Here is a 14,707-nt window from a genome sequence, read left to right as displayed (position 1 = left end):
CCGGTTAAGCGATTCCACAGGTCTTGCAGGCTTTAAAGGGGTCAAGTTTCACAGGACGGCCGGATATCGCAACCACGCCTTGTAATTGGTGTATAAACAGCCGCTGATCAGCTTTGCGTTTACCAATAAACTCGAACAAACGGTCAAGGTTTTCCTGAAACTCCTCAGGCCTTGAGGTGCCATGAGGGTTCATGCGAAGAACAGTTTCCTCAAAGTCACGCCAACTCTGAAATGTTTGGAGTATCTGGTTTACGGCTTGTACTTTTATATCGTTACTGCTCCATATATCTGGTGTTAGCCACCAATCATAGAGAATGTTATCTAGCACTGTGCCTTTAACTTCAGGCGGTGAATGCAGGAGTACAGCGTTTTCTTGCAGCTTAAGATCCTCAATTACGTTCTGAGCCAGCTCCGTCCCTTGTTGCTCGCGCTGGCGGCCAACAAAGAACCTGTCGACGTAACCGATGAGTGTGTCTATTGAGCTGCTTGCAAACTCCTGAGCAGCGGCAATACTTGAGATGCCTTTGCTCAAGGCAAATAAACTAAGACGCTGGTACCATACAAAGGTTTCCGAATCCCTATCAAACAGCTCCAGGTACCTGAAGTCCACATCCAGCAGAGCGTTATACACAAAGTGCAACATTTTGATGATTTTGTTGGTCTCTACTTCCAGTAAAAAACCACCTGATGGGCCAACTCCCAGAACTAGACCTGCATGACAATTAAAATAAAACTTGCCTGTCTGATCACTGAATATTAGTCGAACTTCAAACTCCGCAGCTGCTCCTGCCGCAACTTCCACCTTCTTCCCAATCTTGCATAACGTGTCCCATTCTTTCGCAGGTGCCAGGACATCTTTCCAGCGCAGCTCTCCGGTCACTTCGCAACCGGCGCGAACTCCAGCGAAAGCACCACCTTCAAAATTGGCACTTTGCCCTTTTTTGCGTGCAGCTATACCATTTAATTTTGGAAGGCCTTCGCTACTATCCACGTGAACGTTCGCAGCGATTACCGCAGATGCCCCGGCAAAACCTGAAGCTGTAATGCCCAGGTTTGCCTGGAAGTGGCCGAGGGATGCATATTTGCGTTCGCCATCCCAGCCACCAACCCGGTAGTAGATGCGAATTGCACTCTTGTTGCTTGTGGGAAATGACTGCTCAACGGTTAACTTCCCTTCTGCCAGAGTGTACTGAGCCTCAGCCTTTGCCTGGACGTGAACCTTTCCATTTTTAGGATTAAATTCGGCAAACCCACTCGCCCCTGCTGCAAAACGCATAAACAGCGCCTCCGCAGAGGCATCAAAACCTGTCTCAGCAACTTTTTGCTTTTGGCTTTTACCCCACACCGACCATTCGGCCTCATCGTAAAACTGATTAAGCACCTGCATCATCGCGCCTTCAGGATCTGGGCTTCCCAGATCGAGCTTTACCTGGACCTTGAATTCGCTCTCTATCGCCTCAGCCAGTTTTTTACCATTGATACCGTCCGACGTTAGCCAGCCTTTGCTGCGTGCTTTATCCCGGGATGCAATGCTGTACCGCCTCGGGTGATTCTTCATTTTATCGGAACGCACGTAGCTACGGTGCTTTTTGCCGGATAGCCGTTTGATCTCCGTTAATCTGGGGATAGATTGCATGTCGTTTGATATGGCGCCTTTGGCCACCAGGTCGTCGACCAGAGCCTGTTTACGTTCCTGAACTTCAGATTTCAGACTTCCTTCTGCTTCTTTCGGCCGGTCTTCTGAGTCAGGTTCTCCGCCAGACAAGTTTTCGAGATCTTTATAGAACGCCTCGATGGGGCCACAAATCGTATTTTCTTCTCTGGCCAGTTCCTCAGCTTCTGCCTGTGTCAGGAAGATGATTTCGTTGCTGCCGGTTTCGTGAACAATCTCTACAATTTCATCTTCACAGGATGCCTTGCAAATAACGTCGTCAGGTTCTGTTGAGGAAGTGATAACCTCATTGGCGGCAGGTACAGCAAGGATTTGTCCTGGATAAATTTGGTCAGGATTTTCTATAGCGGGATTGAGGCGAAGCAGACGTGTGACAGTTGCGTCGTGTCGTTCGGCAATAGCACCTAACGTATCTCCGGATATGACTTCGTAGTTAGTCGGCATCAGGCACCTCCTTGTGCCATAAAGTTATCCAGTGCTGCCAGCCGCTCATAAGCTGGACTTTTTTGATCAGACAAAATCGCCATTGCGCCGGGCTGGTCAATTGCTTTTGGGTGATAGGCTGCGATTTCGGCATAGCTGGCAAGCTCTGCCTCTGTGCGAAAACCAAAGTGTCGCCCTCGCTCAACCAAAGTGCGCATCAGGCTCTCGTTCTCCGGGGTGAGTGGCAGTCCGCAAGTATTAACAAGAGCACAGATAAAATTTGCCTCTTTGTGGGCGCTGATCGTTTCAATATGCTCTCCGGTCAGCTGAAACCAACCTTCCTCTCTGGCTTCATAATCCTGTGCCTGTTCTGAGCTATGGATCGCCGTTGATTTCCAGCCTGTTGTGGCGTCAAAGTAACGCCATTTGAGCACAGGGCCGCTGAACTGAGCACGCTCGTTCGGATTAAAAGCAGAGAGCAGGCCGTGGACCCGGGTGGGGGAATAGAATCGGAGATAAGCAAATGTTTGGTCGGGCAACCGTACGCTGATCAGGCTTCTGAAGTGATCTGCAAGGGTCTGCATATCTGCATTGCTTTCGACCACAAGCCCCGCCGAACGCCAAACAGGCTCTGCCGCCCACAATCGGCTCGTGTCAGAAGGCTTAACAATGCAGGGGCTCACTTCCAGAGCTGATTGGTGAGGCATGCCCCGATAGAGTTGGTCGAATTCTGGACTGTCGTCGTGGCTGTATATTAACTTTAGTGCGTCCATTTGAGCGCCATCTATCAGTACGTAGACGTTCCGCTCAGTGCGCTCTGGGGTTCCCGTCAGCTTCGCTATCATTACCCAGCCTCACAAGGGCACGGGCTGAAGTCGCACCGCCCATCAGGTTGTTTGCCACATTGTTTGCTTAACAAAGCATCAGTCCGAGCAGCTTCACGTAGTTTAAAGATCGGGCTGGGCTGAGGTGTGGCTGCTGGCCGGGTTTCGGCTATTGCCAGCGCATCGGCATTGCCGGTAGCGGTTTCACCGGTGGAAACTATGATCGGTGTTTGCGGTGCTTGTGCAGAGATCGAGCTCCCACTCCCCGGCCCACCCCCGGAATTCATCCTCACCAGCGGCCCGGAAATCGTCACGCCACTGGGGTCCACCTTCACAAAACTGCCACCGGCTTTGAGCGTTATCTCGGCACCTGCTTCAATCACAATCTTCATACCCGCTTTGTGATGAATCTCATTTCCCGCCTCCACAAGCTGGGCTTTGCCGAGTTTGCTGTGGTGGCTGCCCTTAACCGTCAGACTGTAGTCGCCACCGATCTTTTCCCGGTGTTCGCCGTCTACGGTTGAGTGGTCGTTGGCTTTCACCTGGATGAAGCGGTCGTTTTCCACGGACAGGTGGCTGTCGTTTTTGATGACTTCGGTTCGGTTATTTTCGGTGAGCAGATCCAGGTCTTTTTGCGCGTGAACGTAGATCTGTTCTTTATCGGCTTCGTCTTCAAACCGTAGTTCGTTGCTGCCTTCGCCCTTGTGGATTTGGGTTTTCAGGGTGGTGCGGGTTTTATGCTCGGGCAGCGGGTAGGGCGGTGTATTGGTGGCGTGGTGTGTTCTGCCCGTGATGATGGGTTGATCCGGGTCGCCATCGAGGAAGGACACAATCACTTCGTTGCCGATTCTGGGCAGGGCCATAAACCCATACTGTCCGCCGGCCCAGCCCTGGCTTACGCGCAGCCAGGCGCTGCTGTGTTCGTTGTTCTCAGAGTAGCGATCCCAGGGGAAACGTGCCTTTACGCGGCCGTATTCATCGCAGTGGATTTCTTCGCCCTCGGGGCCGGTGACTATGGCGATTTGTGGGCCGTCCATCAGGGGGCGGTGTTTGCACAAGGGCCGCCAGGTTTTGTTGGCGGGAACGGCACTGAACAGGTTGTGGTAGGTGGTCGGGCGGGTGCCGCCTTCTTCCGCCAGTGCCTGGGGTTGCTCGCCCACGTGGGTGACGGCGGTTAACAGCCAGTCGCGGTTCAATCGTGCGCTGTCGTGGTGGGTGAGTTCCACTTTGGCGCCGCAGGTGAAATCCGGGCGATTGCTTTCGCCGGTGGCGGTGCTGGCATCATTCCTGAGGGCATCCAGCTTCGCTTCGGTAAAGGGCTGGCCGCTGGCGTCGGCTTTAAACCGGCCCGGGTAGTCGAAGTGCTGGTAGTCCTGCCGCTGGTTATCAGCGGAGGCCGCGCTTTCTTGCATCAACGCATAGGCCGGGTTTTTGAAGGTGTAGTCTTTGGTGGCTACCGAGGCAGCACGAACCCGTTCTTCGTAGCGGAAACGGAATACGGCAGGTTGCTGGGTGCTGCCGCCGGCTTTGCCGTTGTACTCAACAGGCTCCAGCCTGGGTGCGTCGCCGTGGTGGTCGGCAATCATCAAACCGGGCTGTTCTTTGCCGTCCACGCTGCCGTGCTGGTAACGGTAGTGCCAGCCTTCTTCTGCGGCCAGGCGTTCTATAAAGGCCAGGTCGCTTTCCCGGTGCTGTACACAGTACTCCCGTTCCTGGGGCGGGCGTTTGAGAGCAAACACGGAATCCACAATGCCCCGCTCTTCCAGCAGGGTTCGCACAATAGTCTCTGTGGTTTGCCTCTGGAAAATGCGGCTGTTGTGCATCAGCCCCAGGCGCCACAGGGGTGGCTGGATGATCAGCTCGTAATAGGTGCGGCGATGGCCGGTGTCGCCCCGGGCAAACTCGTTCACCACACCGGTAAAGCGACGTAGCGGCAGGCCGTCTTGCCAGACCACCAGCTCTACCGGTTGTTCCAGTACGTCGGATGCCTGAATACCCGGGTCGGTGCTGGCCAGGTTCAGGCGGCCATGAAAGAGCTCCGAAAGGCCTTCGGTCAGTGCAAAGCTGACAACCGATAAAACATCTTCGGGAAGTTCACCGACGCACGCGGTGAACTGCAATCCGTTTGCCTGGGGCATATCTTCAATCCTTGAAGGTATGTGTATCGGGAGATAGATCGAAGCGGAAACTTATCAGCGCTGGCTTTTAAAATCCAGTAACCTTGTAGCCGTGTTCGGGAATATTTCCGTTATTATCCACGTTGGCAGCCGTATTGTTCGCTCAATTGAATTTTTCATCAACACAATTCGGGTAACTATCCAATGACCTCTTACTTCATCCAGGCTTTTATCTACTTGTTGGCTGCTGTGATCGCAGTGCCATTGGCCAAGCGTTATGGTCTCGGCTCAGTGCTGGGCTACCTGGTTGCAGGGGTGGTGATTGGTCCGGTTTTGGGGCTTGTCGGGCAGGAAACCAACACTATTCAGCATTTCGCCGAGTTCGGTGTTGTTATGATGCTGTTCCTGATTGGGATGGAGATAGATCCGAAGGCGCTTTGGGCTATGAAAGTGCGTCTTTTGGGGATGGGCGGGCTGCAGGTAATTCTGACTGCAGCTGCCGGTATGGGGGTAGCCTGGGTGCTTGGGTTGCAGTGGCAGACTGCGCTGACGGTCGGGCTTATTTTCGCGCTGTCTTCCACCGCTATTGTGCTGCAAACCCTCGATGAAAAAGGCTTGTCAAAGACGGCGGGTGGGCGCAATGCGTTTTCCGTATTATTGTTTCAGGACATTGCAGTTATACCCATGCTGGCCCTGATTCCGCTCTTGGCGTTACCTGGTCTGAAAGATAGCGCCGGCTCTTCATCTGATCTCGAGTCTGGCCTAAATTTGGTCTCAGGACTGCCGGGCTGGGCGCACGCCCTGGTTGTTGTAGGCGCGATGGCAGCGGTTATTGTGGGTGGTTTTTACCTGAGCCGGCCGTTATTCCGTTATGTGGTGAAGTCCGGGTTGCGGGAGGTTTTTACGGCCACGGCGTTGATGCTGGTCATCGGCATTGCAGCGCTCATGAGTGTGGTGAATCTTTCCCCGGCACTGGGCGCGTTCCTGGCCGGCGTGGTACTGGCCAACAGTGAATTTCGCCACGAGCTTGAAGCCAACATCGAACCATTCAAGGGCCTGTTGCTTGGCTTGTTTTTTATCACCGTAGGGGCAGGAATAAACTTTCAGGTACTGGCAGACGAGTGGGGTACGGTTGTCTCTCTGGGTGTGGCTGTCATTGCTGTCAAAGCACTGGTTCTGCTTGTTATTGCACAAGTTTTCAGTGTTCGCAGAAGCGATGGCTGGCTGTTTACATTGGGGCTGGCGCAAGCGGGTGAGTTCGGATTTGTGTTGCTCACCTACAGTGTGCAGAACCATGTGATTCCTGTGGAGATCTCCCAGATTCTCTCATTGGTTGTTGCGCTGTCGATGTTTCTCACGCCTGTGCTGTTTATTGTATACGACCGGGTAGTGCTTCCACGGTATCGGGGCCCCGGTAATGATGAGCAGGAAGCAGATGCCATCGATGAGCAGGCACCGGTCATTGTTGCCGGGGTAGGGCGGTTCGGGCAGATTGTTTGTCGTTTACTGCGGGCTAACAATGTGCCCATTGTGGTGCTCGACCACGAGCTTGAGCAGATCGAAAATGTTCGTCAGATCCATATAAAGAGCTTCTTCGGGGATGCAAGCCGGCCCGATTTGCTGGAAAAAGCCGGTATTAAGCAGGCGCGCTTGCTGGTTGTGGCGATTGATGACCGGGACCGTGCGGTAAAGATGGTAAAACATGTAAAGCATTTCTTCCCGAATGTCTGGGTGCTGGCGCGTGCCTTCGATCGTGGCCATGGCTATCAGCTTCGGGAAGCCGGGGCTGACGATGTAATGAGTGAGACCTACCACTCTGCTCTGGAGCTGGGTGGCCATGCGCTCACGGCTGTCGGAGTGCACCCTATGCGGGCGAAACAGATGACCTGGGCATTTGTTGAGAACGAGCAGGCTCACGAGGAGGAATTATTTGAGGCGTGGAAGGAAATAGAACAGGGCATTACCTTCAGCCCCAGGTACGGCGAGCTGTTCATGAAGCTTGAAGAGGCCCTTAGCAGCACCATGCACCGGAACTGGGAAGAGCCAAGGCCCGAGGATGTCCCGGTATGGACGCCGCCTGCTAGATAACGAACAAGGCGGGTGTGTATCTTTTATCAGTTTGTATGGCGGCCACGCCTGAGCAGCATCAATAGTGCCAGTGCGGCCATAAGGCCGACGAAGACAGAGAAGATCACGCCGGTCGTTTTAAGGCTAAGCACGCTGGCCATGAGGCCGATGCCTATCACCGGTACTGAAATGGCGATGTAGGCCACAATAAAAAACGTAGAGGTAACCGCCGCGCGCTCTGCTGGCGGGCTGGCCGCAGCAATAGCGCCCATGCCAGCGCGAAAGGCGATGCCCTGACCCATGCCTGCGATAACAGCGCCCGCCATGAACAGAGTGAGCGACTGCATATGGATACCGAGTGCGACCGGTGTAACACCTGCAACAAGCGTTGCGCACCCGATGGGTAAGCGCAGCTGCAGTGGCAGTTTGTCCTGCAAAAGCTGGCCAAGCGTTGAGGCAATAAAAATACTGCCTGCGACGACGCCGATCAGCAGCCGGTTATCATAACCCAGTACATTGCCCATCATCGCTGGCGCAATCGAGGTAAAAAAACCACACACCGCAAACCCTGCGAAACCTGCAATGGCGGCGGGTACAAACACACCACGTACGCCAGGGGGGACATTCAGGCGCTGAAATGACAGTTTCGGATGCGTTGGCTTTTTTACGGTTTCTGGTGCCCACCAGACACAGATGATTGCCAGCGTGGCAAGCGCAATGTGTATCAAATAGGTTAGCACCAGTGGCGAGGGCAGATATTGCGAGAGGGCACCCGCAAGCATAGGCCCAAGGCCTAGCCCACCCATGTTCGCGGCAGTGGCAATAAACGTGGCCCGCTCACGCCAGTGTGGCGGTGCCAGTTCCAGCACAGCCACGGTTGCGGTGCCCGTGAAAATGCCGGCGGAGAGGCCGGAAAGCACACGGCCTGCAAGAATCATGGCCAGCCCCTCGGTTTGCCAGAACATGAGATCACTGATAATCGCGCACACTAAACCGCCAAGCAGTAACGGCCGGCGACCTAGCTGATCAGACCACCGCCCGGTGACAACCAGCGCAGCGATGACCCCGAAAGCGTATGCTGCGAAGATGATAGTGATCATCAACTGGGAAAAGCCAAGCGCCTCCTGATAGATCGGGTAGAGCGGCGTTGGCATGGTCGTGCCAATCATCACAACGCTGAATGAAAAGGCAACGCCGAGAAAAGCCAGGCAGGCGGATACGTTGTGTGTGCCGGTTTGATGTGGTGGTTTATTCATTACGCTTCGAATACCTCGGTGATGCCGCCGGCTTCAAAACCCGGTAACCAGGCTATGTTTTCACACAAACAAACAGTGCATTCCCCGATGCCCTGTCCCAGGGCACGATCTTCTCGTAGTCGTGTTCGAGAATATGCACGTCAAAATACGGCTGCAGGAGGCCGGTCAGCTCTTCAAAATTTATCGCTACCATAGGGTGTTCGTCGTCCCAGGATCGGGTAACGCCGTCGGTGGTTTTTGTAATGCTGAGTTTGAGGGCCTGTTTTTCTCCTTCGCCCCTGTAATACCAGGCAGAGCTGAAGGTGAACAGGCTATCCCCGCGGGTCACTGTGTGCCGCTCAAACAGCGTGTTATCAATTTTGTCTTTATCGACGGAGTTGAAGCAGAACACACCGCCTGGCTTCAAGGCGCGGTGTGCGCTTTCTATGCACTGTTTCAGTTTTTCTGTACCCGCGCTGTAATGGATCGAGTACAGGAAACAGGTGATCAGATCCAGAGGTTCATCCACCTGGAAATTGCACATGTCCCCCAGGAAGAAATGCGCTTCCGGGCACCGGGTTTTCGCCTGTTCCAGCATCGGTGGATTTATATCAAGACCACGGCTTTGGTAACCGAAATTAATCAGGTGGCGTATGTGGGGCCCGGTTCCACAGGCCAGGTCCAGGTGGTTATTGCCTCCGTTACCAAAAAGCTGGTGCAGCCTGAGAGCGCCGTAGCTTTGCGCAGGGTAATCAATATCTGCGCACATCAGGTCGTAATAGGCGGATAAGTCTGTATACAGGTAATTGGAGGACATGGCGGCGCATCCTAAACTAATCCTCTGTGTTTGCGAAGCGGTTAAGCAGGCACGCCTGATTTTCAGGTCTCCAGCCGTGGGTTCCTGGGATAGTACCGCTCGGGCGTCCGTTCGATATAGGGGAAAAAACGAGCGTCTTTGTAGGGCATTTTCATAAATCCGGATACCCCCAGGCCGGTAATCTGGTCGAGGGCGGCCAGAATTTCGTCCAGCCGCTGGCGGAATTCGTCTTCTTTGTCAGGATCCAGCAGTCGGTACTGGCTGTGGATTTTCAGGTGAAGGGGCAGGGCCTCGAAGATGATCATGCCAGTATGGTGGATGCTGTTGAGTGCTTCGAGGGATTGTATGATGGTTTGCGGCAGCACCAGAAACTCTTCCGGGTCGGGGCCGTCTTCAAAATAGGAGTGCACCCGCGAACGGTCCTCTATTTCAGGGGCCTGGCTGACCTGGTAAGGCAGGCGCATCTTGGGCGGTGCTACAAAAGGCTGGTCTGGCCTGTCCCGCTCAATGTGCAGTGTATCCCGGGCGTTGAACAGGCAGCTTTTGAAAATGCCCTGGCGGTAGATGGCCTGGGCCAGGTTTACCATGTTGTTTACCGCGGTAACGAAGGCGGTGCGCAGATCGGCGTCATGCAGGTTCAGGGAGGTGTCTACATACACGCCGTCTGGTTCCCAGCGTACGGCCAGCCCACCTTCCACCGGGTAACGGCCCAGCCGGCTGACGGCGGCCAGAAAGGCTTTTTCGGTTTCGCCCATGCCCTGCATGAAGTTCTTGTAGTAGCGATCCAGCTGTACATCGTTGACGTCGTTCAGAGACTCATCGGCACCTTCCTGACGTAAAAAGGACTTTCGGGAGCTGTATACAACCGTATCTATCTCCCGGTCCGACAGCCGTGTCCAGATGGGTACCAGCTGCGTGGGTGGCGGTTCAGGCAAGTCGATCATGACTGTGCGCCCCATGCGCGGCATCTCCTTAAGGTAGTAGTCACCGGCGCGCATGCGTAGCGCGGGGTCGGGATCCAGCATGCCATCCAGCATACGGGCAAACTCCATGGGCAAGCCGAGGGAGGTGGCGGGTATCGCCAGGTGGCCAAAACGGCAGGACTGTCCGGAGGCAAGCGCATAAAGGGTGGCGGCTGCGCCTTGCTCGTCAAACCGTGGGGATGACAGGCCACCACGGAGTTGCTCTTCACCAATAAAGTACACATCGCCAAGGCGGGCATTGGTTTGCTGCAGATTGTCAGACATCAGCTCCATGACGCTGGGGCTGAGAAACTGCTGGTTGGCATCCAGTTGCGCAAATACCGAGGAGCCCCAGTCGATCAGCGCGATGTTTTCGGTTTCGGCATCAAACACCAGGTTGGAGGGCTTGATGTCGCCGTGAACAATGGGGCGTTGCTCACTGTCGGATTCACGGCGCAGGTTGCGCAGAATGTCGGCCAGTTGATCGGCAATGCGAATAACCAGGCGCGGACTCAGGCGTCCTTCCCTTAATGAGACCTCTTCCAGATTGAAACCGGGGGCCCGTTCCATGACCAGAATTGGCTGGCTCCCCGCACGATGAAAGGCAATCAGACCGGGCACCCGGGGGTGTTTAACCTGCTCCAGCATGTAGGCTTCATCCTCCAGCCGGTCGTGCAGATGCTGGGCCAGGGTGATGCGGGTGAACTTGAACACATGCTCAAGGTCTCTTGCACCTTCAAGTGGCAGCCGGCCGGAGAACACAAATCCGAAGGCACCCTTACCAATCATCTCTATGTCGGCGTAGCCCATCTGCCTGAGCTGTGTCGTGCACAGCTCCACCCAGTCTTTGAGTTTCCCGGCATCGTCGTGGCTTAGCAGGTACACCGACTGTTCTTCCGGGATGTAGAACTGCTGAATCTGCGCCTGTTGCTGTGTCTGCAATGATGGGCTCAGTGATGCCATACCGGTCAGCTCATGTGCAGCAGCATGGATTGTGGTGTCTCCAGATAGCCCTTCCACAGGTGGTTGAAGCGGGCGATTGTGCCGCCGTCAATAATGCGATGATCGCCCGCCCAACTGATGGTCATGATTGAACGCTCCACTACCTGCCCGTCAGCATCGAAGCGTGGCAGCTTCTGGGTGCGTCCCAATGCCACAATGGCGACTTCCGGGGCGTTGATGATGGGCGAGGCATAGGTGCCGCCCAGAACGCCTATGTTGGAAATGGTGATGGTGCCGCCCTGAAGGTCAGCCTGGCTTACCCGGCCTTCTCTGGCGGCCTCCGTAAGACGGGTGACCTCGTCTGCAATCTCCAGCAACGACAGTTGCTCCACATTTTTCACGTTCGGCACCAGCAGCCCGATTTTGCTGTCCACTGCCATCCCCACGTTACAACCTGGCTGGTAGTGGATTTCGGTCACGTCCTCATTCACCTGGCTGTTGAGTATGGGGTATTCCCGCACCGCCAGTGCGACGGCCTTCATAATGAAGGGCATGAGGGTGAGGCGGGACCCGCGGGTTTCGGCTTCTGATTTCAGCTGCTGGCGCAGGCTCAGAAGTTCGGTGACATCAATGTCTTCGCTGAAGTTGAAATGGGGAATGGTGGAGGCTGATGCCACCATGCGCTTGGCCATCACCGCCTGCATGCCTTTAATGGGTTCTACGCGAACGTCCTGGCTTTGGGCTGTGGGGCGCTTCGGACTGCCCTCCGATCTGGCTGGGCTACCTGACCCAGCCTGTTCAAGGTGGGACAGTACGTCGGCTTTAAGCACGCGGCCATCCTTGCCGGAACCTTCAATATCCGCCAGTGCCAGGTTATTCTCCCGAACCAGCCGGCGCACGGCCGGGCTTGCAGGCGTTCTGTGTCCGTCCTGCCGTTCGGCAGGTGCGGCGTCCGGCGCTTTTGCAGGCTCGGGATGGCGCGCGGTGCTGGCGCTGGTCTGAGATTTTTCCGGCGCTGCCTCCGGCTCATCGCTTTTGCTTTCTTCGCTAGCTTTGGCGGTAGCCTCTCCGCTCTCATCAACCAGTTCAAACAATGGCGCATGCACTTTCGCGATATCGCCTTCTTTCCAGTACAGGTGGGTTACCCGGCCTTTGTAGGGAGCGGGAATTTCCACCAGAGCCTTGTCGGTCATCACTTCGGCCACTGGCTGATCTTCTTCAACCAGGTCGCCTTCACTCACCAGCCATTTGACCAGTTCACATTCCACGATACCTTCGCCGATATCGGGCAGTATAAAATCGCTCATTGTTGTTCTCCTGTCCGGATATCCGCTCAGAATTCGACGCTTTCCCGAATGGCCTCAAAGACCTTCAGATGATTCGGAAAGTGCTCTTTCTCAAGCACCAGAGGGAAGGGCGTATCCATCCCGGTTACCCGTGCAATCGGTGATTCCAGATAGAGAAAGCAGCGTTCCTGAATGGTGGCCGCTATCTCCCCGGCAAAGCCGCCGGTCAGGGGGGCTTCGTGGGTAATCACCAGGCGGCCGGTTTTAAGCACGGACTCGGCAATGGTTTCCACATCCCAGGGCAGAATGGTTCGCAAATCAATAACTTCGCAGGAGAAACCTTCCTTTTCCGCCATCTCAACGGCCTTGTCGATCACTTCCATCTGTGCCCCCCAGCCCAGCACGGTTACATCCGTGCCTTCTTTGAGAACCTCAGCTTCGCCTATGGGCAGCTGGTACTCACCCTCTGGCACCTCGCCTGTCGAGGCGCGATACAAACGCTTGGGTTCAAAGAACAGCGTCGGGTTGGGGTCGTTGATTGAGGCCAGCAGCAGGCCTTTTGCCTGGTGCGGGTTGCGCGGCACAACAATTTTTAGTCCGGGAGTATGGGCAAAATAGGCTTCCGGCGACTGCGAGTGGTACAGGCCGCCGGCGATACCTCCGCCATAGGGCGCACGAATGGTCAGGTTGCCGACATTGAACAGATTGCCTGAGCGATAGCGGAACTTGGCGGCCTCGTTCACAATCTGGTCAAAGGCCGGGAATATGTAATCCGCGAACTGGATTTCGGCCACCGGAACCGAGCCCTGAGCCGCCAGACCGTTGGCAAAGCCGATGATGCCCTGTTCAACCAGCGGCGTGTTGAAACAGCGATCTTCACCGTACTTATGCTGCAGGTTGCTTGTGGCCCGGAAAACGCCACCAAAAACACCCACATCCTCACCAAAGCACAGAACCTTGTCGTTGGCTGCCATGGCCATATCAAGGGCTTCGTTGATGGCCTGCAACATATTCATTTTGGCCATGTTATGCCCCTCCCTGAACGTGAGCCGCAGACTTGGGGTACTCATCCGGATACTTGCGGATGTGTGCCTTGAGTTTTTCAAACTGTGCTTGCAACAGTGGCGGCACCTCGTCGTACACATCGGTTACCAGAGTTTCCAGGGGCGGCGGCGGGAGCTTCTGGGCCCGTTTCATGGTATCGAGAACTTCGCGGCGCAGACGCTCCTGTAATTTTTTCTCCTCGCTCGCGCTCCACCATTTTTTGGCAGCGAGCCAGTTATACATGCGCAGGATCGGGTCCTTCTCGCGCCACACCGCCTCTTCATCTTTGCTGCGGTATCCAGACGGGTCATCGGATGAAGAATGTGCTGCCAGGCGATAAGTCATGGCTTCGATCAGAACCGGGCGGTTTTCTTCCACCGCCAGTTTACGGGCAGCTTCGGTGGCCTGGTAAACCGCCAGAATATCGTTGCCGTCTACGCGAATGGTGTCCATTTTGTAGCCGACCCCGCGGGGCGCAATGCCATCCGCCGCATACTGCTCAACTGCAGGGGTGGAGATGGCATAGCCATTGTTTCGGCAAAAGAAAATGGCGGGCACGCGGTGCACCGCGGCCATATTCAGCCCGGCGTGAAAATCACCCTCTGACGCAGCGCCTTCGCCAAAATAGACGGTGGTACAGTGGCCATCCCCCGCCATTTTCTGGCCGTAGGCATAGCCGGTCGCCTGGGGAATCTGGGTGGCCAGGGGCGACGATATGGTCATGTAGTTAAGCTTACTTGAGCCATAGTGAACCGGCATCTGGCGGCCTTTGCCATAGTCTTTTTCGTTGCCGAACAGCTGGTTCATAAATTCATCAATGGTGAAGCCGCGATACGCCAGAGATCCCTGTTCCCGGTACTGGGCCATGATCATGTCGGCATCGTCCAGGGCGGCAGTGCTGCCAATAATGGCGGCTTCTTCTCCGGTGCATTGCATGTAGAAGCTGAGACGGCCCTGGCGCTGCGCGGCGAGCATACGCTCGTCCAGTACGCGGGTGGTGACCATGGCGTGGTAGATGCGTAAGGCTTTTTCTTTATCGATATCCGGGGCTTTCCCGCCTTTGTAGAGGGAGCCGTCCTGCTTCAGGAGTTTGAAGGTGGGAATGCGGAATTCGGTACCATCGGTAAAACCCGGGGTATAAACCGTTTTGGATTTTGTTGTTGTCATAATCCTCGTCCTGGGTGGTGGCTTGAGGAACAGAATGCCCCTTGTGAGGGCTTCTTTATTGATAGAGCCGTGTTCTTTTTGTTGGCTTTTTGCCTGAGTATAGAACGCTTCGTGCAACCCTGCCCGGGCGGCATCATGGCTCCAATATCAG

10 protein-coding genes are annotated in these 14,707 nt (G+C 55.2%); 1 reads left to right on the top strand and 9 read right to left on the bottom strand.

The genetic code is table 11. The annotated features are described in order from the left end of the window. Positions 1–4 precede the first annotated feature (4 nt). From FFI95_RS14225 to FFI95_RS14215, 3 genes are read right to left on the bottom strand one after another with little or no spacing between them, the layout of a single operon-like run. Positions 5–2,116 (bottom strand): LysM peptidoglycan-binding domain-containing protein, encoded by a 2,112-nt coding sequence (locus tag FFI95_RS14225; RefSeq protein ID WP_144823609.1) that lies wholly within the window; start codon positions 2,114–2,116, stop codon positions 5–7. Next, positions 2,116–2,940, bottom strand: a complete 825-nt coding sequence (locus tag FFI95_RS14220) for a DUF4123 domain-containing protein (RefSeq protein ID WP_144823607.1) — start codon at positions 2,938–2,940, stop codon at positions 2,116–2,118. The genes FFI95_RS14225 and FFI95_RS14220 overlap by 1 nt, the downstream gene beginning before the upstream one ends. Continuing rightward, the gene (locus FFI95_RS14215; protein WP_144823606.1) at positions 2,940–5,057 is read right to left on the bottom strand and encodes a type VI secretion system Vgr family protein; all 2,118 of its coding nucleotides are present in this window, start codon (positions 5,055–5,057) and stop codon (positions 2,940–2,942) included. The genes FFI95_RS14220 and FFI95_RS14215 overlap by 1 nt, the downstream gene beginning before the upstream one ends. 183 nt (positions 5,058–5,240) lie before the next feature. Here FFI95_RS14215 and FFI95_RS14210 point away from each other — a divergent pair, with 183 nt between their 5' ends. Further along, positions 5,241–7,124: a monovalent cation:proton antiporter-2 (CPA2) family protein gene (locus tag FFI95_RS14210; RefSeq protein WP_144823604.1), complete on the top strand. Its 1,884-nt coding sequence runs from the start codon at positions 5,241–5,243 to the stop codon at positions 7,122–7,124. 26 nt (positions 7,125–7,150) lie between these two features. On the opposite strand, the gene FFI95_RS14205 is transcribed toward FFI95_RS14210, so the two are convergent. The 6 genes from FFI95_RS14205 to FFI95_RS14180 all read right to left on the bottom strand — a co-directional run bounded on the left by FFI95_RS14205 (position 7,151) and on the right by FFI95_RS14180 (position 14,556). After that, positions 7,151–8,359: an MFS transporter gene (locus FFI95_RS14205; RefSeq protein ID WP_144823602.1), complete on the bottom strand. Its 1,209-nt coding sequence runs from the start codon at positions 8,357–8,359 to the stop codon at positions 7,151–7,153. A 52-nt stretch (positions 8,360–8,411) separates the two neighbouring features. Then, positions 8,412–9,155 (bottom strand): class I SAM-dependent DNA methyltransferase, encoded by a 744-nt coding sequence (locus FFI95_RS14200; protein WP_144823601.1) that lies wholly within the window; start codon positions 9,153–9,155, stop codon positions 8,412–8,414. Between the two features lie 62 nt (positions 9,156–9,217). Next, complete coding sequence (locus FFI95_RS14195; protein WP_144823599.1) at positions 9,218–11,080, bottom strand: protein kinase domain-containing protein; 1,863 nt, start codon at positions 11,078–11,080, stop codon at positions 9,218–9,220. A 5-nt stretch (positions 11,081–11,085) separates the two neighbouring features. Beyond that, the gene (locus tag FFI95_RS14190) at positions 11,086–12,366 is read right to left on the bottom strand and encodes a 2-oxo acid dehydrogenase subunit E2 (protein WP_144823597.1); all 1,281 of its coding nucleotides are present in this window, start codon (positions 12,364–12,366) and stop codon (positions 11,086–11,088) included. A gap of 26 nt (positions 12,367–12,392) precedes the next feature. Beyond that, positions 12,393–13,370 carry an alpha-ketoacid dehydrogenase subunit beta gene (locus FFI95_RS14185; protein ID WP_144823595.1) on the bottom strand — a complete coding sequence of 326 codons (978 nt, stop codon included), beginning with the start codon at positions 13,368–13,370 and terminating at the stop codon, positions 12,393–12,395. Between the two features lies 1 nt (position 13,371). Then, positions 13,372–14,556, bottom strand: a complete 1,185-nt coding sequence (locus FFI95_RS14180; protein WP_144823594.1) for a thiamine pyrophosphate-dependent dehydrogenase E1 component subunit alpha — start codon at positions 14,554–14,556, stop codon at positions 13,372–13,374. Positions 14,557–14,707 lie beyond the last annotated feature (151 nt).

It is taken from the genome of Marinobacter piscis, assembly GCF_007671655.1.
Classification (GTDB): Bacteria; Pseudomonadota; Gammaproteobacteria; order Pseudomonadales; family Oleiphilaceae; genus Marinobacter; species Marinobacter piscensis.
Note: the sequence above shows the minus strand (reverse complement) of the source record. Positions and strands in the feature narration are given on the sequence as shown.